Below are 18707 nucleotides of genomic sequence, written 5' to 3'. Positions count from 1 at the left end.
GGCCGGGAGCGCGAACTCCCGGCCCCTTCGGGCTGTCTGCGGACGGCCGGCCCGTCAGCCGAGGCGCTTGACGGCCGCCTCGACCCGCTCGTCGGTGGCGGTGAAGGCGACGCGGACGAACCGCGCGCCGGCCTCGCCGTAGAAGTCGCCCGGCGCGACCAGGATGCCCAGCTCCGCCAGGTGGCCGACGGTGTCCCAGCAGGGCTCGTCCCGGGTCACCCACAGGTAGAGGCTCGCCTCGCTGTGCTCGACGCGGAAGCCGTGCGCCTCCAGGGCGGTGCGCAGCGCGGCGCGGCGGGCGGCGTAGCGGGCCCGCTGCTCCTCGACGTGGCGGTCGTCGCCGAGGGCCGCGACGGTGGCCGCCTGTACCGGGGCGGGGGTCATCATGCCGCCGTGCTTGCGGATCTCCAGCAGCTCGCGCAGGACGGCCGCGTCACCGGCGACGAAGGCGGCCCGGTAACCGGCCAGGTTGGACCGCTTGGAGAGGGAGTGCACGGCGACGAGGCCCTCGTACGAGCCCCCGCACACCTCGTCGTGGAGGACGGAGACGGGCTCGGCCTCCCAGCCCAGCTCCAGGTAGCACTCGTCGCTGAAGAGCAGGATGCCGTGCTCGCGCGCCCAGGCCACGATCCGGATCAGCTCCTCCTTGGAGAGGACCTTCCCGGTGGGGTTGGACGGGGAGTTGAGCCACAGCAGCTTCACCCCGGCCGGGTCGAGCTCGGTGGGGTCGTCGTAGACCACGGCCTCGGCTCCGCACAGGCGGGCGCCGACCTCGTACGTGGGGTAGGCGAGCCGCGGGTACGCGACCTTGTCCCCGGCGCCCAGGCCCAGCTGGGTCGGCAGCCAGGCCACCAGTTCCTTGGAGCCGACCACCGGCAGGACGTTGCGGTGTCCGGCGGCGCTCGCGCCGAGGCGGCCCCGCACCCAGTCCGTGATCGCGTCGCGGAGGGCGGCCGTGCCCCACACCGTCGGGTAGCCCGGGGAGTCCGCGGCGCCGACCAGGGCGCGCTGGATCAGCTCGGGCACCGGGTCCACAGGGGTGCCGACCGACAGGTCGACGATGCCGTCCGCGTGGGCCGCCGCCGTGGCCTTGTACGGCTCCAGCTTGTCCCAGGGAAAGGTGGGAAGACGGTCGGATACTGCGGCCACGGTGCTCTCTGCTCTCTCTGAGTACGGGGTCTGCGGGCGGGTAAACGCCTCGGTCCCGTGCGGCGGGCAGGCCGTACGGGACCGAGGGGCGCTTCTGCCGTGAACGGTCAGTGCTCGTCGCCGTTGATGCCGGCGGGCAGCGCCGCGACGAAGGGGTGGTCGCGCTCGATCAGGCCGAGCTTGGAGGCACCACCGGGCGAACCGAGCTCGTCGAAGAACTCGACGTTCGCCTTGTAGTAGTCCTTCCACTCCTCCGGGGTGTCGTCCTCGTAGAAGATGGCCTCGACCGGGCAGACCGGCTCACAGGCACCACAGTCGACGCACTCGTCCGGGTGGATGTACAAGGACCGCTGGCCCTCGTAGATGCAGTCGACGGGGCACTCTTCGATGCATGCCTTGTCCTTGACGTCGACACAAGGCTCCGCGATGACGTAGGTCACGCTCTCGTTCCTCCTCGGTAGGGCTTTCCATATCGCGCGGGAGCGCGGCGTCGTCGATGCCCGCACCTAGTATCTCCGTTCCCGGGCACGATCCGAACAGGAGGGGCGGACAGAGCTGTGGAAATCACTGCGGGTGGGCTGCTGGAGGTCCGTATCACCCCGGCTGACGTGGGTAAACGCGTGTCTGTACGACGGGTGGAGGCGGGGCTGAGCGGATCCCCCGAGTTCACCGACACGGTAGGGGTTCTCACACTCTGGGACGAGGGTGTGCTGCTGATCACAAGGAAGGACGGCCAGTCCGTCCGCATCGCGGAATCGTCGCTGGTCGCGGGCAAGGTCGTACCTCCTGCACCGGCCCGCAGGCGGGGTCCGGCAGCCTCCTTCGAGGAGCTGACGCGGGTCGCCGCCCGGTCCTGGCAGCCGCTGGAGAGCGAGCCGCTGGGCGAGTGGACGCTGCGGGCGGCCGCGGGCTTCACCCGGCGCGCCAACTCGGTCCTGCCGCTCGGCGACCCCGGCATACCCCTGGACGATGCACTCACGAGGGTGACCGACTGGTACGCGGAACGAGGACTGCCGGCGTACGTGCAGGCGGCCACGGGCGCCGCGGGCACCCAGGAACTGCTCTGCGCCGAGCTGGAGCGGCGGGGCTGGACCCCGGAGGTGTCGGCGCAGGTGCGGATCGGCGGGCTGGCACCGGTGGCCGACGTGGACGCGCCCGCCGCCGGGGAGGTCCTGCTGACCCGCGCCCCGGACGAGGAGTGGCTCGGGCGCTACGGCAAGGTCACCGACCCGGACCTGGCCCGGCGGATGCTGGTCGAGGGGCCGTCGGTGTGGTTCGCGGCGCTGCCCGGGGGCCGGGCGATCGGGCGGTGCGTGGTGGACGGCCGGTGGGCCGGGTTCGCGGCGGTGACGGTCGATCCCGCGCACCGGCGGGAGGGCCTGGCGACCGCCGTGATGGCGGCGCTGGCACGGCGGGCCCTGGAGGAGGGCGCGTCCGCGGCGTGGCTCCAGGTGGAGACGGACAACGCGGCGGCGCGGGCCCTGTACGACGGCCTGGGCTTCGCCACGCACCACGCGTACCACCACTACCGGACGGCGTCGTGAGTACGGCGGACCGGCGGGAGCAGTTCGCGGCGGAGGCCCGCTCGGAGCGCCCGGACCTCGCGCTGCTGTGCCTGCTGCTGGCGGCGGAGGCCGACCCGGACCTGGACGAGCGGGCCATGGACCGGGCCCAGATCGAGCTGGACCGGCTGGCCGGGATGCTGCCGTACGGGCTGCGGGGCGGGCGCCAGTGGGCCTCGGCTGTCACGGAACTGCTGGGCGGGCGGCTGGGGTTCCACGGCACTCCGGCGGATTACGACCGGCTGTCGTCCTCGCTGCTGCACGAGGTGCTGCGGCGCCGGCGGGGGCTGCCGATCCTGCTGTCGGTGGTGTGGCTGGAGGTCGCCCGCCGGGCGGGGGCCCCGGTGTACGGGCTGGGCCTGCCGGGGCACTTCGTGATCGGATTCGGCGATCCGGAGGACGGGGTGGTGGTGGACCCCTTCGCGGGCGGCGCCTCGCTGGGGGCCGGGCCTGCGGAGCTGGCGGAGGGGCCGCGCACGCCCGCCAGGACGCTGGACATCGTGCTGCGGATCCTGAACAACGTCCGCGCCTGGGCCTCCTCCCGCCCGGAGCAGTCGGCCGTGGCCCTGTGGGCCCTGGAGCTCTCGCTGCTGCTCCCCTCGCACCCCGCCTCGCTGCGGTACGAGCGGGCGCGGCTGCTGGTGGAGCGGGGCGCCTTCCGGGAGGGGGCGGCGGAACTGGAGGCGTACGCCGAGGTGGTCGCCGCGGTGGACACCGGCGCGGCCTCCCGCGTCCGCTCCGAGGCGGCCTCCGCCCGCGCCCTGCTGAACTGACCCCGCCCGCTGCGCGGCGCCTCCCCGGCGCTGCCCGGGCCGGGCAGCGCCGGAGCCCCCGGCCCGGGATCCGGGCCGGGGGCTCCTCGACGACTGCCCCGGGAGGGCCGGGGCGGCTAGCCGGCGTTGGTGTCGATGACCACGGTCCGTTCGGCCGTGGTCTTGCCGCGCAGGGCCGTGCCGAGGGCGCCGGCGACGTCCTGCGGGGTGACCGCGGTCTTGGCTCCGGTGCCGCGGGTGATCAGGACCCCGTCGAAGGTGTTCCCGTAGGTCTCCTTCAGCGCCTCCAGGTCGTACTTCTCCACGAGGTGCCCGTCCACGACCTGCATGCTGAGGATGCGGGGCAGGGACTTGCTGCCGAAGGGAAGGGACTTGCCGCCGGCCTTGACGACCGCGTTGGCGGACATCGCCGGCTCGGCGAAGCTCTTCATCGCCCGGTCGAGCTCGGCCTGGTCGATGACCGGCTGCTTGGTGGTGACGGGCAGTTCGGGCGAGGTCGGCTTGCCGGTGGCCACCATGTCGTGGAAGGCCTTGGTGACCTGCTCCGCGGAGGCGTCCACGTCGAGGGTGGTGCCGGGCGTGCCGGGGACGGCGACGGCCTTGCCCGTGTCGAACTTGATCGTGCCCTCGGTGGCCGTGCCGGCGGTGCCGGCCAGTTCCTGGAGCGCGACCTGGAGCTTCTCCTCGTCGACCGGCATCACCGCGGTGGCCTTGCGCTCCTGGCCGAGGAGCGAGCCGATGACGGTGACGGGGTTGTAGTCGCTGCCCGCCGCGTTGCGGACGGTGGTCTGGCTGTCCAGGGTCAGGCCGGCCTTCTCGGGCTTCAGCTCGACCTGCTTGCCGCCGACGCTGAGCTGCAGCGGGGCGGTCGCGCGGCTGCCGAAGGCCTTCTGGAGCTTGGCCACGGCCTCGTCGCGGCTGCCGCTGATGTCGACGCCGAGGACGGTGGTGCCCTTGGGGACGTCGGAGTGGTTCAGGAGCAGCCCGGCGCCGTAGGCCACGCCGAGGAGGGCCACGACGCCGCCGCCGAGGAGGACCAGCTTGGAGCGGCCCTTCCTGGCGGGCTTGGCGGCGGCCGCCGGCTTCGGCGCGGCCGAGCCAGCCGCTGCCGGGGCCGGGGCGGGCGGGGGCAGCGGGGGCGTCGGCCGGGGGGCCGGCGCCGGGCCGTCCAGTTCGGGGCCGGGCCAGCGCGGTGCCTCGCCGGGGCGGGAGCCGTCGACGGGGGCGGTGCCGAAGCCGGGGCCGCCGGTGGGGCCGGCGGGGACGGCGTCCTGGCTGCCGTAGGCGGGGAACGCCTCGGTGCCGGGGCCGCCGTCCTCCTGCCCGCTCCCGTACGCCGGGAAGCCCTGGGTCGCGCCCGCGCCCGGGCCGCCGACGCGCGGGCCCTGACCCGTCGGGTCCTGGCCGTAGCCGGGGACGGGCGGGGGCGGGGTGGTGCGCGGCGGCGCGTAGCCCGCGCCGGGCACCGGCGGGGGCGGCGTGGTCCGGGGCGGGGCGTAGCCCGCTCCCGGTGCGGGCGGGGGCTGCGGCGCGGCCGGGGGCGCCGGGGCGGCGGATGCCTGCGGGGGCGGTGCGGCGGCGGGGTTCGGGGCCTTGCGGGGGGCGAACCAGTTGCCGGCCGCCTCCCCCCCGGCCGGCGCGGACCCGGGGGCGGGGGCCGGGCGGGGGGCGCCGGCTGCCGGGCTCCGCACGGGAAGGGGCTCCGGCGCGGCTTCGATCCGGGTCGGCTGGGGCGCCGGCCGCGGCGCGGGACCCGGCTCGGGCGCCTGCTGCGCGTCCGGCTGCGGGACCGGGCGGTCGTCGCGGTCGGCAGCGGCCCCCATGGCCTTGCGGACGACCACGGGCGGAATCGGACGCGAACCCGGGATGTTGATCCGGATCCGGGTCGTCAGGGTGGTCTCGGTCTTCGGCCCGTCCGAGTCGGGCGTGGACGGCTTCGAGGTCACAGGGTTCTCCTCCGGGGCGTTCGCCGCTCCAGGCCCGGGTGGCACAGCCGTGGACGGATACTGGCCGGTTCCATACGGCGGCGTACCCGAGGGGTAGGCGGCTCCGCCGTGCCCCTGGGGCCCGGAGGACGAACTGTCAGTTTCACGACTCAAGGCAGGTTCTCCCGGTTGGCTCCGCCGCCCGTCATACCGTGCGCGGGCAGCTCGGCGGCCCGTCCACCATACTGGCCGCCGCCCGGGCGCAACTGACCACGGGGAATCAGAGGTTCCCCATGACCCGGGTCAAACCCCCCTCAAGGGGCGTGCGGACCGCCTCGGGCCGGTAGCCCTACGGGGTCCGACACCACGTCACTTGGCAGGCCGCGCGGCCGGAATCGGACGATCCTGCGGACCCCGCATCGTGGCGCAGATCACAGCGAGTGCGGTTCCACCCAAAAGATAGGCGTACATGGCGATACCGGACGAACTCAGCAGGAAGTCCCCCTCCGGCCTCGGAACGCTGAGCATCACGTACGCGAGGAACCAGCCGGCGGCCGCACCGCCCACGCCGAGCCCGGTGCCGAGGGCGATCCGGCCGCCCAGGAACAGCCCGAAGAGCGCGAGGAGTCCGAGCAGCAGTCCGGCGGGGAACCACAGGTCCACCACCAGCCAGCCGGCCGCGCCGGTCAGCGCTCCGGCCGCCAACAGGCCCAGGCAGGCGGCGATCCGCCCCGGGGTGAGGTTCCCGCTCATGCCCGCACCCCCGCGAACAGGTCGCGCTCGCGCTCGCCCGCCGGGGCGCCCGGCTCGCCCGCCACCAGCTCGTAGTACTCGCGGGTGAACAGCGGCTGCGCCAGGTCGTTGGAGAGGGCGAAGAAGGGCCCGTCCACGGCGATCTGGGTGGCGTGGGCCCGCATGGCGGCCGCCTTGGCGGCGGCGTGGCGCTCGTCGTCACCGATCTCGGCGGTGATGCGCTCGTCTGCCACGACTCCGGGCACGTCGGCCGGTGCCGCCAGTCCGGGGAAGGCCGCCCCCGCTCCCCCGGCAGCCTCCGGGCGGTTCCCGCGGGCCGCCCGGAGCTGGGCGAAGCCCTCCTCGACCACCGAGAGCGGGACGCGGTTCCAGTAGATCTTCTGCACCTGGTGCGGTGCCCCGAGGTCGCGCCGGTAGGCGCTCTCGGCCGCCAGTTCCGCGGCGCGCATGGCGACCCGGTGGGCCTGGATGTGGTCGGGGTGGCCGTAGCCTCCGTCCGGGTCGTAGGTGACGAGGACCTGCGGGCGGACCTCCCGGAGCACCTCGACGAGGTACGCGGCCGCCTCGTCCACGTCTGCCGACCAGAAGGCCTGCGGGCGCTCGTTCTGCGGGGCGCCCATCATCCCGGAGTCCCGGAAGCGGCCGGGGCCGCCGAGGAACCGGTGGTCGGTGACGCCCAGTTCGGCCATGGCGTCGGCGAGCTCGCCGACGCGGTGGGCGCCGAGGGTGTCCTCGCGGTCGGCGGCCAGGTGGGCGAGCCCGGGCGGGATGACCTCGCCCTCCTCGCCGAGGGTGCAGGTCACCAGGGTGACGTGGGCCCCCTCGGCCGCGTATTTGGCCATGGTGACGCCGTTGTTGATCGACTCGTCGTCCGGGTGCGCGTGCACGAGCAGCAGACGGCGGGCGGGAAGACCGTTCATGGACCTAGCCTAGGGCGTGCCGGGCGGCGCGGGCCCTGCCCGGCCCGCGGGGCACGCCCCCGGTCAGGTCCGGGACCCTCCCTAGAACTTGAGGCCGCTGATCATGCTGGCCACGTTCGAGGTGAGCTGACTGAGGGTCGGCGCCACGGTGGAGCTCGCCAGGTAGAAACCGAGCAGCACGCAGACCACCGCGTGTCCTGCTTTCAGGCCCGACTTGCGGACCAGCAGGAAGACGATGATCGCCAGCAGCACCACGGCGGAGATCGAGAGTGCCACGGCGTTTCACCTCCACGTCGAGCGGATATCGGGTACGCATATTCGTGCTCGGCAGGAGTCATACCCACCGCGTGCTACGGATCATAACTATCCGTGCCAGCGCATCGATCGAAATCCGGCAGCACGAGGGGCGCACGCCGCGCATGAGAAGGGGCACGGGGATGGCCGGCCGGACAGGCGTGACGCCTCCCCGGCCGGCCGTCGGCACCCGCACGGCCGCACACCCGTCAGGCTGCCCGTCCCTCATCTCGGGGCAGAAACGGGCAAGTTGCCTGCGTGTAAACGGAGTTGGCACGGTGACCGGGGTCACCGTGCCGCGCATATGCGGGTGGCCGGAAATGAGCGGTCGACCTGACCTACTCCTTCACCGGCGGGCCGGGCGGCCCCGGAGGGGGTGCCGTGTGCGGCACGACCTGCTTCTCCGCCGCGAAGTGACAGGCCGAAGGATGGGCGGCGGGGCCCGAGGGGAAGACCTCCGGCACCGCGAGCAGCGGGACCTCGGCCGCGCAGCGCGCCTCGGCCTTCCAGCAGCGGGTGCGGAAGGTGCAGCCGGACGGCGGGTTCGCCGGGGACGGGACGTCGCCGGAGAGGATGATCCGCTCGCGGTGGGCGCGCGCCTGCGGGTCGGGGACGGGCACGGCCGAGAGCAGGGCCTGGGTGTACGGGTGGGTCGGGTGGTCGTAGATCTGGGTGTCGGTGCCGATCTCGACGATCCGGCCCAGGTACATGACGCCGACCCGGTCCGAGATGTGCCGGACGATCGAGAGGTCGTGCGCGATGAAGACGTACGAGAGGTCGAAGTCGCTCTGGAGGCGCTCCAGGAGGTTGATCACCTGGGCCTGGACGGAGACGTCGAGCGCGGAGACCGGCTCGTCGGCGACGATGATCTCGGGCTGGAGGGCCAGGCCGCGGGCGATGCCGATGCGCTGGCGCTGGCCGCCGGAGAACTGGTGCGGGTACCGGTTGATGTACTCCGGGTTCAGGCCGACCACGTCCAGGAGGTCCTGGACCTTGCGCCGGCGGTCGCCCTTGGGGGCGACCTCGGGGTGGATCTCGTACGGCTCGCCGATGATGTCGCCGACCGTCATGCGCGGGTTCAGCGAGGTGTACGGGTCCTGGAAGACCATCTGGATGTTGCGGCGGACCGCCTTCAGCGCCTTGCCGGACAGCTTGGTGAGGTCCTCGCCCTTGTACGAGATCGCGCCCGAGGTGGGCCGCTCCAGGTTGACCAGCATCTTGGCCACGGTGGACTTGCCGCAGCCGGACTCGCCGACGATGCCGAGCGTCTCGCCGGGGCGCAGCTCGAAGGAGACCCCGTCGACGGCCTTGACCGCGCCGACCTGCCTCTTGAAGAGGATGCCCTGGGTCAGCGGGTAGTGCTTGACGAGGTCCTTCACTTCCAGAAGGGACTCAGGCATGGAGGCACTCCTTCCAGAAGTGGCAGGCGCTGGCGCGCGGCACCGGGGACCCGGTGACCTCGTACAGCGGCGGTACGTCGGTGCGGCACACCGGCTGCGCCATCGGGCAGCGCGGGTTGAAGGCGCACCCGGGCGGGATGGCCAGCAGGTTGGGCGGCAGTCCCTTGATCGCGTACAGCTCCTGGCCCTTCTGGTCCAGGCGCGGGATCGAGTCGAGCAGGCCGCGCGTGTACGGGTGCGCGGGAGCCCGGTAGATCTCGTGGACCGGGGCCGCCTCGACGATCCGGCCCGCGTACATGACCGCGATCTTGTCCGCGACGTCGGCGACGACGCCGAGGTCGTGGGTGATCAGGATCAGGCCCATGTTCAGCTCGCGCTGGAGCTCGGCCAGCAGGTCCATGACCTGGGCCTGGACGGTGACGTCCAGGGCCGTGGTCGGTTCGTCGGCGATGATCAGCGAGGGCTCCAGGGCCAGCGCCATGGCGATCATGATGCGCTGGCGCATGCCGCCGGAGAACTGGTGCGGGTAGTCCCCCACCCGCTCCTTCGCGGCCGGGATCTTCACCCGGTCCATCAGCTCGACGGCCTTGGCCCTGGCGTCCTTGCGGGACATCCCGCGGTGGACCTCGTACATCTCGCCGAGCTGCGCGCCCACGCTCAGGACGGGGTTCAGGGACGAGAGCGCGTCCTGGAAGATCATGGCCATCTCGGCGCCGCGGACCTTGCGCCGTTCCTCCTCCTTCATCTTCAGGAGGTCCTTGCCCTTGAACAGGATCTCCCCGCCGCCGATCCGGCCGGGCGGCATGTCGAGGATGCCCATCACGGCCTGGGCGGTCACCGACTTGCCCGAGCCGGACTCGCCGAGCACGGCGAGGGTCTCGCCCTCGTCCACCGAGTAGTTGACGCCGTTGACCGCCTTCGCGACTCCGTCGCGCGTCTTGAATTCCACGTGCAGATCGCGGACTTCGAGCAGCATGTGCGGGGCTCCTCAGCGCAGCTTGGGGTCGAGGGCGTCGCGCACCGCGTCGCCGAGCATGATGAAGGCGAGCACGGTCAGGCTGAGCGCGCCCGCGGGGTAGAGCAGCATGTGCGGGGCGTTGCGGATCTGCGAGGCCGCGTTGGAGATGTCGATGCCCCAGGAGACGGTGGGCGGGCGCAGCCCCACGCCGAGGAAGGAGAGCGTGGCCTCCAGGGCGATGTAGGTGCCCAGCGCGATGGTGGCGACGACGATGACGGGTGCGACGGCGTTGGGCGCGACGTGCCGCAGCAGCATCCGGGCGTTGCCCGCACCGAGGGCCCGGGCCGCCTGCACGTAGTCGTTCTGTTTGGCGGTGATCACCGATCCTCGGGCGATGCGGGCGATCTGCGGCCAGCCGAGGAGCACGATGAAGCCGACCACCGGCCAGACGGTGGTGCTGGTGACGACGGACAGGAAGACCAGGCCGCCGAGGATGACCGGGATGCCGAAGAAGATGTCGGCGACCCGGGAGAGCAGGGAGTCGCTCCAGCCGCCGAAGAAGCCGGCCAGCCCGCCGAGCGCGGAGCCGAGCAGGGCGGCGCCGAGGGTGGCGCAGACGCCCACCGTGATGGAGGCGCGGGCGCCGTAGACGGTACGGGTGTACACGTCGCAGCCCTGCGTGTCGTAGCCGAAGGGGTGGCCGGGGGCGGATCCCTCCTGTGATTTCGACAGGTCGCACTGGAGCGGGTTTCCGCTCGCGATGAGCTGCGGCCAGATCGCGATGAGGACGAGGAAGAGGATCAGCAGCGAGGACAGGATGAAGACGGGGTTGCGGCGCAGCTGGTGCCAGGCGTCGGACCACAGGGAGCGGGCCCGTTCCCGCGGGGCGCCCTCCGGGCCGGGGCCCGGGGTCTTCTCCAAGCTCTCGGCCTCCTCCAGCGCGAGGTCCATGGCACCTCCCTGGCCGGTGGGGGAGATCGCCTCGTGCGGGCGCGGGCCCACGGGGTCGTAGCCGCCGGGGCCTTCGGGGGTCTCGCGCTCAGGCATAACGGATCCTCGGGTCCAGGACCGCGTAGAGCAGGTCGACGAGCAGGTTCGCCAGGAGGAAGACGATGACGAGGATGGTCACGAATCCGACCACCGTCGGGGCGTTGTTCCGCAGGATGCCCTGGTAGAGCTGGTAGCCGACGCCGTGGATGTTGAAGATCCGTTCGGTGACGATGGCCCCGCCCATCAGGGCGCCGATGTCGGTGCCGATGAAGGTGACCACCGGGATGAGGGAGTTGCGCAGCAGGTGCCGGGTGATGACCCTGCGCCGCGGCAGCCCCTTGGCCACGGCGGTGCGCACGTAGTCGGCCTTGACGTTCTCGGCGATCGAGGTGCGCGAGAGGCGGGTGACGTACGCGAGGGAGACCAGGGCGAGGACGATGCCGGGCAGGATCAGTTCGTTCAGGGGGGCGTCCGGGGAGACGGTGGGCCGGACCCAGCCCCATTTCACGCCGAAGAGGTACTGGAGCAGATAGCCGGTCACGAAGGTGGGCACGGAGATCACGACGAGGGTGGCCACCAGCAGGCCGGTGTCGACGGCCTTGCCGCGGCGCAGCCCGCTGACCACGCCGAGGGTGATGCCGACGACGATCTCGATGACGATCGCGACGACGGTCAGGCGCAGGGTGACGGGGAAGGCCGTCGCCATCAGGGAGGTGACCTCCTGGCCGTTGAAGGCCGTGCCGAAGTCGCCCTGGAAGATCTGGCCCATGTAGTGGAGGTACTGCTTCCACAGGGGCTGGTCGAGGTAGAGGTCCTTGCGGATGCGCGCGGCGGTGGCGGGGTCGGGGGCCTTGTCGCCGAAGAGTGCCGCGACGGGGTCACCGAGCGCGTAGACCATGAAGAAGATCAGGAAGGTGCTGCCGATGAACACCGGGATCATCTGGAGCAGCCGCCGGATCACATAACGTCCCATGGAGTGCTCCATGCTTTCGGTGGGCTCAGCGTCTGGGGGCTCGGCGGGGCCCCGCGCGCGGCGGGGGGCCCGGTGAGGAGTCCGTCGGCGGGTCAGCTGACCTTGATCTGGTCGTAGACCGGGACGCTGAACTGGTTGAGGGTCACGTCCGAGAGCCGCTCGGAGTACCCGGCGCTGCCGTTCTGGTACCAGAGGGGGATGGACGGCATCTGCTCGGCGAGGATCTTCTCGGCGTCCTGGAAGGTGGCGGTCGCCTTGGCCGCGTCGCTCTCCTGGTTGGCCGTGTCGACGAGCTTGTCGAAGTCCGGGTTGCTGAACTTGCCGTAGTTGGAGGACGCGCCCGTGTAGTACAGCGGCTCCAGGAAGTTCTGGATCAGCGGGTAGTCGGCCTGCCAGCCGGAGCGGAAGGGGCCGGTCAGCTTGAAGGCGCTCTGCTGGTTGCGGAAGTCCGCGAAGGTGCCGATGGGGTTGACCGTGCAGACCGGTCCCTCGCCGAGGGCGTTGTTGATGCTGTTGCAGACGGCGTCCATCCAGTCGCGGTGCGAACCGGTGTCCACGTTCGAGGTGAGGGTCATCCTGCCGCCCGGCAGGCCGCCGCCCTCCTGGATGAGCTGCTTGGCGGCCGCGGGGTCGTAGGTGCAGGCGTCGCCGCAGGCGGTCGCGGAGAAGCCGCCCTTGTCGCCGAGGGCGGGTGAGGTCCAGTCCTTGGCCGGGGTGCGGGTCTCGTGGAAGATCTGCCGGGTGATCTCGTCGCGGTTGATCGCCCGTGAGATGCCCCGGCGGACCTTCTCCATGCCCTCCTTGCCCCACTGGGGGTCGTAGAGGGGGAAGGTGAGCGTCTGGATGATCAGGGCCGGCTGGTTGATGTACCGGTCGCCGAGGTCGTTCTTGACGTTCTTCAGCTGCTGCGCCGGGACGTCGTCGACGAGGTCGAGGTTGCCGGAGATCAGGTCCGTGTACGCGGTGTTGTTGTCGGTGTAGACCTTGAGGTCCACGCCGCTGTTCTGGGCCTTGTCCTCACCGGGGTACCCCTCCCACTTGCGCAGCTTCATGCCGGTGCCCTTGGTGTAGGAGTCCACCGTGTACGGGCCGTTGCCGACGGGCTTGTTCAGCCAGCCGGCGTGGTCGGTGAAGAAGGACTGGGGCAGCGGGGAGAAGGCCTGGTAGCCGAGGGTCTCGGGCCAGGTGGAGAACTTCTCCTTCAGGGCGACGGTGAAGGTCTTGGGGTCCTTGACGACGAGTCCGGACATCGTCTTGGTCCTGGGTTCCCCGGAGGCCGGGTGCAGGTCCGCGTAGCCGACGATGTCGGAGAAGAACGGTGCGTTGTTCTGCTTGTTGCGCACGTCCGCCGCGTAGTTCCAGGCGTCCACGAAGGACTGGGCGGTGACGGGCTCGTCGTTGCTGAACTTCCAGCCGTCCTTCAGCGTGATGGTGAAGTTCTGGCTGTCGGTGGTCTCGATCTTCTCGGCGAGCATGTTCTTGGCCTCGCCGGTCTTCGGGTCGTACCGCTTCAGTCCCCGGAAGAGCATGTCGAGGACCTTGCCGCCCTGCACCTCGTTGGTGTTGGCCGGCTCCAGCGGGTTCTGCGGGTCACCCCAGGAGGACGAGACGATTCCCGCACCGCCGCCGCCTCCGCCGCTGTCGCTTCCGCCGCCGCAGGCCGTCGCCGCGAGGGCGACGGCCACCGCACATGCGGCCCACTTGACGTGGGTGGCTCCGCGCATGGAGTGCCTCCTATGGATCCCAAGACTCACGTAGGGCCCAATGTCACCCTATGTGGGGTCCCGCACACTCCTCGTTGGACCGATTGCACTCCCGCGTCACGCGCCTGTCACCCCTGCGAGTGCAACGGCAGCTCCCAGGTGTCGACCGCGTAGTGCAGGCCCATGCCGTGCGCCTCGTAGAGCGCGAGTGCGCCGGTTTCGTTGGCGGTGTCCACGCCGAGGCCCACGGTGTCGCGGCCCCGCTGGGCGTAGGCCGCGAAGGCGTGGCGCAGCAGGAGGCCCCCGGTGCCGAGGCCGCGCTGGTCCTTGCGTACGCCGAGGTGGCTGACCCAGCCCATGCTGGTGCGGTCGTCCCGGGTGAGCAGGACGGCCACGTCGCCCTCCCCCGCGCGGGAGGCGATCCAGACCAGGGACCAGTCGAGGTCGCGGGCGTCGAGGTGGTCCAGCCAGGCCTCGTACGGGCGGCCCACATGGCCGAAGTGCGACGCGAAGGTCTCCTCCACCAGGGCGTGGGCCCGGCGGCGGTCGGCCTCGTCGGCCGCGCAGTGACGCAGGGTCAGGCCGGCCGGCAGGGCGGGCGGGAGGTCTCCCGACGGGCTCACCGCGCGGGTCATGACCTGGTAGTGGCGGATCGTCCGGTAGCCGCGCCCGCGCAGCAGGCCGAGGTCGAGGGTGGGGGCCACGTTGAGCTGGATCCGCAGGACGCCGGTGCCGGTGCCCGCGGCCATCTCGCGGGCCCGGGCCTCCATCCGCTCCAGGAGCAGGAGGGCCGCCTCCTGATGGTCCGGCAGCACGTAGTGGTCCCCGTCGACGCGTCCGGGGCCGGAGTCCGCCCAGACCATGGCGTAGGCCACGAGCCGGCCGCCGTGGAAGGCGAGCCAGGAGTCGGTGGCCAGGTCGACGCCGGGGTGGTGCAGGTCGGCCTCGACGGTGCCCAGGTCGGTCTCCGGACGGCCGATCTCGATCATGTCGACGGCGTTGAGCAGGGCGCAGATGTCGGACGCGTCCCCGGGCCCGGCGGGTCGGACGGTCAGCATGGCGGTCATCGGGCCACTCTCGGCCCGGTCGTCGGGCGGACGCAACCGACTTTGCCGGACGGCCCGGTCCGGACGGCCCGGTCCGGACGGCCCGGCCCGGCGGCAGGAAACGCCAGGGCGCCCGGTGCCGGAAGGAATCCGGGACCGGGCGCCCTGGAGGACGTGCGCCTGCGGGGGTCAGACGGCCAGGATGGCCTTCTCCTCCGCGAAGTGGCAGGCCGAGTCGTGCGCGGCAAAGGTGTCCTGGCCCTTGAAGCGCTCCGGGACCGCCAGCAGCGGCTCCTCGGTGGAGCACTTGTCCTGGGCCTTCCAGCAGCGGGTGCGGAAGCGGCAGCCCGACGGCGGGTTGGCCGGGGACGGGACGTCGCCGGTGAGGATGATCCGCTCGCGGCCCTCGCGGGCGTCCGGGTCGGGGACCGGGACGGCAGACAGCAGCGCCTGCGTGTACGGGTGGGTCGGGTGGTCGTAGATCTGGGTGTCGGTGCCGATCTCGGCCATCTTGCCCAGGTACATGACGCCCACGCGGTCCGAGATGTGCCGGACGATCGACAGGTCGTGCGCGATGAAGAGGTAGGACAGTTCGAACTCGTCCTGGAGCTTCTCCATCAGGTTGATGACCTGCGCCTGCACCGACACGTCGAGCGCGGAGACCGGCTCGTCGCAGATGATGATCTCGGGCTGGAGGGCCAGGCCGCGGGCGATGCCGATGCGCTGGCGCTGGCCGCCGGAGAACTGGTGCGGGTACCGGTTGATGTACTCCGGGTTCAGGCCCACCACGTCCAGGAGCTCCTGGACCTTGCGCCGGCGGTCGCCCTTCGGAGCCACCTCGGGGTGGATCTCGAAGGCCTCGCCGATGATGTCGCCGACCGTCATGCGCGGGTTCAGCGAGGTGTACGGGTCCTGGAAGACCATCTGGATGTTGCGGCGGACGACCTTCAGGGCCTTGCCGGACAGCTTGGTGATGTCCTGGCCCTTGTAGAAGACCTCGCCCGCGGTGGCCGTCTCCAGGTTCATCAGCAGCTTCGCGACGGTGGACTTGCCACAGCCGGACTCGCCGACGATGCCGAGGGTCTCGCCCTTGTAGAGGTCGAAGGAGATCCCGTCGACCGCCTTGACCGCGCCGACCTGCTTCTTGAACAGGATGCCCTGGGTCAGCGGGAAGTGCTTGACCAGGTTGCGTACCTGGAGGATCGGCTCGCGCTCGGTGGCGTTCTTGATGAGCTCAGCCATGGATCTGCTCCTTCCAGAAGTGGCACGCGCTGCCGCGGCCGGGCAGTTCGGTGCCGTCCTGCTCGGTGACCTGGTGCAGTACGGGGATCTCCGTACGGCAGAGGTCGGTCGCCTTGGGGCAGCGCGGGTTGAACGCGCAGCCGCTGGGGACCTTGAGCAGGTTGGGCGGCAGGCCCTTGATCGCGTAGAGCTCCTGGCCCTTCTGGTCCAGGCGCGGGATCGAGTCGAGCAGGCCGCGGGTGTACGGGTGGGACGGGCGCTTGTAGATCTCGTGGACCGGGGCGGTCTCGACGATGCGGCCCGCGTACATGACCGCGATCTTGTCCGCGACGTCGGCGACGACGCCGAGGTCGTGGGTGATCAGGATCATGCCCATGTTCATCTCGCGCTGGAGTTCCGCGAGCAGGTCCATGACCTGGGCCTGGACCGTCACGTCGAGAGCCGTGGTGGGCTCGTCGGCGATGATCAGGTCCGGCTCCAGGGCGAGGGCCATGGCGATCATGATGCGCTGGCGCATGCCGCCGGAGAACTGGTGCGGGTAGTCCCCCACGCGCGCCTTGGCGGCGGGGATCTTCACGCGGTCCATGAGCTCGATGGCCTTGGCCTTGGCGTCCTTCTTGGACATGCCGCGGTGCACGGTGAACATCTCGCCGAGCTGGTTGCCGACCGAGTAGACCGGGTTCAGCGAGGACAGCGCGTCCTGGAAGATCATCGACATCTTGTTGCCGCGGAGCTTGCGGCGCTCCTCGTCGGACATCTTGAGGATGTCCTTGCCGTGGAAGCGCACCTCGCCGCCGGCGATCCGTCCGGGCGGGCTGTCGAGGATGCCCATGATCGCCTGAGCGGTGACGGACTTGCCGGAGCCGGACTCGCCGAGCACGGCGAGGGTCTCGCCGGAGCTGACGCTGTAGCTCACGCCGTTGACGGCCTTGACGACCCCGTCACGGGTCTTGAACTCGACTTGGAGGTTGTCCACCTCCAGCAGCGGGGTGCCGGGACGGGTGTCCGTCTCCGTTCCGCTGAGAATCTCCGACGTGGTCACGCCGCCACCTTCGTCCTGCTTGCTGTTGTTGTCTCGGAGCATCGGGTGGCCCTACCGCAGCTTCGGGTCGAGCGCGTCACGCAGGCCGTCGCCGACGAAGGCGAAGCCGAGCACGGTGACCACGACGAAGAGGCTGGGGAACATCCACAGGTAGTCCTGGACCCCGATGTAGGCCTGGCCGTCGGCGAGCATGTTGCCCCACTCGGGGATGTTCACCGGGACGCCGGCGCCGAGGAAGGACAGGGCGGCCACACCGATGATCGCGGTACCGACGTTGAAGGTCGCGTAGACCAGCACCGCGGTCAGCGAGTTGGGCAGGATGTGCTTGCGGATGATCCGCGGGCCGCTGGCGCCGAGCGCCCTCGCGGCGTGCACGTAGTCCATCTCGCGCACCGACAGGATCGAGCTGCGCAGCAGTCGGGCGACGGTGGCCCACGAGAAGATCGCCAGCGAGATGATCACCGGCGTGATGCCGCGGCCGGTCACCAGGATGATGACCATGGCGCCGATGAGCATCGGGAACGCGAGGAAGACGTCGGCCATGCGCATGATGACCGGGTCGGCGAACCGGGCGAAGTAGCCCGCGACGGCGCCGAGCAGGACACCGATCAGCACGGCGAAGAGGATCGACGCGAGACCGACGAGGACGGCGATGCGGGTGCCGGCTATGAGGCGGGAGAACACGTCGCGACCGAGCGAGTCGGTGCCCATCAGGTGTTCTCCACCCGGGCTCGCCAGGGTGTTCATGAGGTCCTGGTCCTGGGGGTCGTACGGCGCGATGAAGTCGCCGAACGCCGCGGTCAGGAACAGCAGGGTGACGATGCACAGGCCGACGACGGCCAGCTTGTTCTGCACGAAGCGGTGGCGGATCTCGCCCCACTGGCTGATCTGCTTGGGGGCGGGCACGACGGCGGCCTTCTCGGGCGCGGGGGCCTCGTCCCCGAGCGCCGGGCTCTTGACGAGCTCAGTCATGGGAAATCTCCTTGGGGACGGTCAGCTGAGGCGGATGCGCGGGTCGAGTGCTGCGTAGAGCATGTCGACGAGGAGGCTGAGAACGATGAAGATGCCGACGCTGTAGGTGACCACGCCGATCACGATCGGGTTGTTCTGCTGCTGCACCGCCTGGACCAGCGCCAGACCGGCACCGTCCCAGTTGAAGATCGTCTCGGTGATCAGCGCGCCGCCGAGCAGGGCGCCGAAGGCGATGCCCAGGTAGGTCACGACGGGGATGACCGAGTTGCGCAGGACGTGCTTGAACAGCACGCGGCGGCGCGGAAGGCCCTTGGCCACCGCGGTCTTGACGTAGTCCGCGCGCAGCACCTCCAGCATGGTGCCGCGGGTGAGGCGGGCCACGAAGGCGATGTCCACCAGGGCCAGGGTCAGCGCGGGAAGGATCAGGGCGTCGAAGGAGTCGCCGTCGATCGGCAGCCACTGAAGTTCCAGCGCGAGGTACTTCTTCAGCAGGAAGCCGATGACGAAGGTGGGGAAGCCGACCAGGGCTGTGGTCAAGAACGTCGTGGTGACGTCCAGTGCGCTGTATCTGTACAGCGCGGCGATGATGCCCACGCCCATGCCGAAGACGGAGATGAGAACGATCGCGAAGGCGGCCAGCTTGGCGGTGTTGGCCAGCTTCGGACCGAGGATCTCGGAGACCTCCCGGCGCTGGATGTAGTCCTCCCCGAGGTCACCGGTCGTGACCTTCTTGACGTAGTTCACGTACTGCTCGGGCAGGGACTTGTCGAGTCCGTAGCGCTGACGGAGCTCGGCGACCACTGCGGGGTCACGCGCCTTGTCACTGCCCGCGATCGAGCCCACGGGGTCTCCGGGGAGGACGAACAGACACGTGAACAGAACCATGGTCGCGCCGATGAGCGTGATGACCATCTGCCCGAGGCGACGGGCGACGTACCTTCCCATGTTTTGCCTCTCTACCTGGCCGCTTCTGGGAACAGCGGCCTCCGGCCCGTACTACGGACC

The 18707-nt window shown here is 71.0% G+C and carries 18 protein-coding genes; 2 read left to right on the top strand and 16 right to left on the bottom strand.

Going from position 1 to position 18707, the window contains the following annotated elements; genetic code table 11:
- Positions 1–54: 54 nt before the first annotated feature.
- Together dapC and fdxA are read right to left on the bottom strand one after the other, a co-directional pair.
- Complete coding sequence (dapC, locus tag ACFWUZ_RS14540; protein ID WP_384371923.1) at positions 55–1149, bottom strand: succinyldiaminopimelate transaminase; 1095 nt, start codon at positions 1147–1149, stop codon at positions 55–57.
- 107 nt (positions 1150–1256) lie between these two features.
- Positions 1257–1589 (bottom strand): ferredoxin, encoded by a 333-nt coding sequence (gene fdxA, locus ACFWUZ_RS14535; RefSeq protein ID WP_031146270.1) that lies wholly within the window; start codon positions 1587–1589, stop codon positions 1257–1259.
- A 117-nt stretch (positions 1590–1706) separates the two neighbouring features.
- On the opposite strand from fdxA, the gene ACFWUZ_RS14530 reads away from it, so the two are divergent.
- Together ACFWUZ_RS14530 and ACFWUZ_RS14525 are read left to right on the top strand one after the other, a co-directional pair.
- A complete protein-coding gene (locus ACFWUZ_RS14530) occupies positions 1707–2693 on the top strand; it encodes a GNAT family N-acetyltransferase (RefSeq protein ID WP_384371921.1) in 987 nt (328 codons plus the stop codon).
- Complete coding sequence (locus ACFWUZ_RS14525; protein WP_384371919.1) at positions 2690–3484, top strand: transglutaminase-like domain-containing protein; 795 nt, start codon at positions 2690–2692, stop codon at positions 3482–3484. The genes ACFWUZ_RS14530 and ACFWUZ_RS14525 overlap by 4 nt, the downstream gene beginning before the upstream one ends.
- Positions 3485–3600: 116 nt before the next feature.
- Here ACFWUZ_RS14525 and ACFWUZ_RS14520 read toward each other — a convergent pair whose 3' ends face one another.
- The 14 genes from ACFWUZ_RS14520 to ACFWUZ_RS14455 form a co-directional block, all read right to left on the bottom strand.
- On the bottom strand, positions 3601–5430 hold the full coding sequence (locus tag ACFWUZ_RS14520; protein WP_384371917.1) for a peptidoglycan binding domain-containing protein: 1830 nt from the start codon (positions 5428–5430) through the stop codon (positions 3601–3603).
- A gap of 348 nt (positions 5431–5778) precedes the next feature.
- Entirely contained in the window at positions 5779–6162 is a 384-nt protein-coding gene (locus tag ACFWUZ_RS14515) for a DUF6113 family protein (protein WP_384371916.1), read from the bottom strand.
- Positions 6159–7082 carry an N-acetyl-1-D-myo-inositol-2-amino-2-deoxy-alpha-D-glucopyranoside deacetylase gene (gene mshB / locus ACFWUZ_RS14510; RefSeq protein ID WP_384371914.1) on the bottom strand — a complete coding sequence of 308 codons (924 nt, stop codon included), beginning with the start codon at positions 7080–7082 and terminating at the stop codon, positions 6159–6161. The genes ACFWUZ_RS14515 and mshB overlap by 4 nt, the downstream gene beginning before the upstream one ends.
- 81 nt (positions 7083–7163) lie before the next feature.
- A complete protein-coding gene (locus ACFWUZ_RS14505) occupies positions 7164–7358 on the bottom strand; it encodes a hypothetical protein (RefSeq protein ID WP_215011896.1) in 195 nt (64 codons plus the stop codon).
- Positions 7359–7714: 356 nt separating this feature from the next.
- A complete protein-coding gene (locus ACFWUZ_RS14500; RefSeq protein ID WP_384371911.1) occupies positions 7715–8776 on the bottom strand; it encodes an ABC transporter ATP-binding protein in 1062 nt (353 codons plus the stop codon).
- Positions 8769–9752 carry an ABC transporter ATP-binding protein gene (locus tag ACFWUZ_RS14495; RefSeq protein ID WP_384371909.1) on the bottom strand — a complete coding sequence of 328 codons (984 nt, stop codon included), beginning with the start codon at positions 9750–9752 and terminating at the stop codon, positions 8769–8771. Before ACFWUZ_RS14495 ends, ACFWUZ_RS14500 begins: the two co-directional genes overlap by 8 nt.
- A 12-nt stretch (positions 9753–9764) precedes the next feature.
- Positions 9765–10781 (bottom strand): ABC transporter permease, encoded by a 1017-nt coding sequence (locus ACFWUZ_RS14490; protein WP_384371907.1) that lies wholly within the window; start codon positions 10779–10781, stop codon positions 9765–9767.
- Complete coding sequence (locus ACFWUZ_RS14485) at positions 10774–11697, bottom strand: ABC transporter permease (protein ID WP_384371905.1); 924 nt, start codon at positions 11695–11697, stop codon at positions 10774–10776. Before ACFWUZ_RS14485 ends, ACFWUZ_RS14490 begins: the two co-directional genes overlap by 8 nt.
- Positions 11698–11789: 92 nt before the next feature.
- Positions 11790–13421: an ABC transporter substrate-binding protein gene (locus ACFWUZ_RS14480; RefSeq protein ID WP_384371903.1), complete on the bottom strand. Its 1632-nt coding sequence runs from the start codon at positions 13419–13421 to the stop codon at positions 11790–11792.
- Between the two features lie 107 nt (positions 13422–13528).
- The gene (locus ACFWUZ_RS14475) at positions 13529–14467 is read right to left on the bottom strand and encodes a GNAT family N-acetyltransferase (protein ID WP_384371901.1); all 939 of its coding nucleotides are present in this window, start codon (positions 14465–14467) and stop codon (positions 13529–13531) included.
- A gap of 168 nt (positions 14468–14635) precedes the next feature.
- Complete coding sequence (locus ACFWUZ_RS14470) at positions 14636–15688, bottom strand: ABC transporter ATP-binding protein (RefSeq protein ID WP_384371899.1); 1053 nt, start codon at positions 15686–15688, stop codon at positions 14636–14638.
- Positions 15681–16730 carry an ABC transporter ATP-binding protein gene (locus tag ACFWUZ_RS14465; protein ID WP_384371897.1) on the bottom strand — a complete coding sequence of 350 codons (1050 nt, stop codon included), beginning with the start codon at positions 16728–16730 and terminating at the stop codon, positions 15681–15683. The genes ACFWUZ_RS14470 and ACFWUZ_RS14465 overlap by 8 nt, the downstream gene beginning before the upstream one ends.
- Before the next feature lie 51 nt (positions 16731–16781).
- A complete protein-coding gene (locus ACFWUZ_RS14460) occupies positions 16782–17702 on the bottom strand; it encodes an ABC transporter permease (RefSeq protein ID WP_384371895.1) in 921 nt (306 codons plus the stop codon).
- A 21-nt stretch (positions 17703–17723) separates the two neighbouring features.
- Positions 17724–18647 carry an ABC transporter permease gene (locus tag ACFWUZ_RS14455; RefSeq protein ID WP_384371893.1) on the bottom strand — a complete coding sequence of 308 codons (924 nt, stop codon included), beginning with the start codon at positions 18645–18647 and terminating at the stop codon, positions 17724–17726.
- Between the last annotated feature and the right edge of the window lie 60 nt (positions 18648–18707).

The organism is Streptomyces sp. NPDC058646 (genome assembly GCF_042716875.1).
Taxonomy (GTDB): Bacteria; Actinomycetota; Actinomycetes; order Streptomycetales; family Streptomycetaceae; genus Streptomyces.
This window is presented reverse-complemented; position numbering and strand designations above follow the sequence as displayed.

Coding starts and splice junctions, on each gene's coding strand:
- ACFWUZ_RS14460 (WP_384371895.1), bottom strand. CDS start 17,702: ATGACTGAGCTCGTCAAGAGCCCGGCGCTCGGGGACGAGGCCCCCGCG.
- ACFWUZ_RS14480 (WP_384371903.1), bottom strand. CDS start 13,421: ATGCGCGGAGCCACCCACGTCAAGTGGGCCGCATGTGCGGTGGCCGTC.
- ACFWUZ_RS14495 (WP_384371909.1), bottom strand. CDS start 9,752: ATGCTGCTCGAAGTCCGCGATCTGCACGTGGAATTCAAGACGCGCGAC.
- ACFWUZ_RS14470 (WP_384371899.1), bottom strand. CDS start 15,688: ATGGCTGAGCTCATCAAGAACGCCACCGAGCGCGAGCCGATCCTCCAG.
- ACFWUZ_RS14455 (WP_384371893.1), bottom strand. CDS start 18,647: ATGGGAAGGTACGTCGCCCGTCGCCTCGGGCAGATGGTCATCACGCTC.
- ACFWUZ_RS14475 (WP_384371901.1), bottom strand. CDS start 14,467: ATGACCGCCATGCTGACCGTCCGACCCGCCGGGCCCGGGGACGCGTCC.
- ACFWUZ_RS14515 (WP_384371916.1), bottom strand. CDS start 6,162: ATGAGCGGGAACCTCACCCCGGGGCGGATCGCCGCCTGCCTGGGCCTG.
- ACFWUZ_RS14485 (WP_384371905.1), bottom strand. CDS start 11,697: ATGGGACGTTATGTGATCCGGCGGCTGCTCCAGATGATCCCGGTGTTC.
- ACFWUZ_RS14500 (WP_384371911.1), bottom strand. CDS start 8,776: ATGCCTGAGTCCCTTCTGGAAGTGAAGGACCTCGTCAAGCACTACCCG.
- ACFWUZ_RS14490 (WP_384371907.1), bottom strand. CDS start 10,781: ATGCCTGAGCGCGAGACCCCCGAAGGCCCCGGCGGCTACGACCCCGTG.
- mshB (WP_384371914.1), bottom strand. CDS start 7,082: ATGAACGGTCTTCCCGCCCGCCGTCTGCTGCTCGTGCACGCGCACCCG.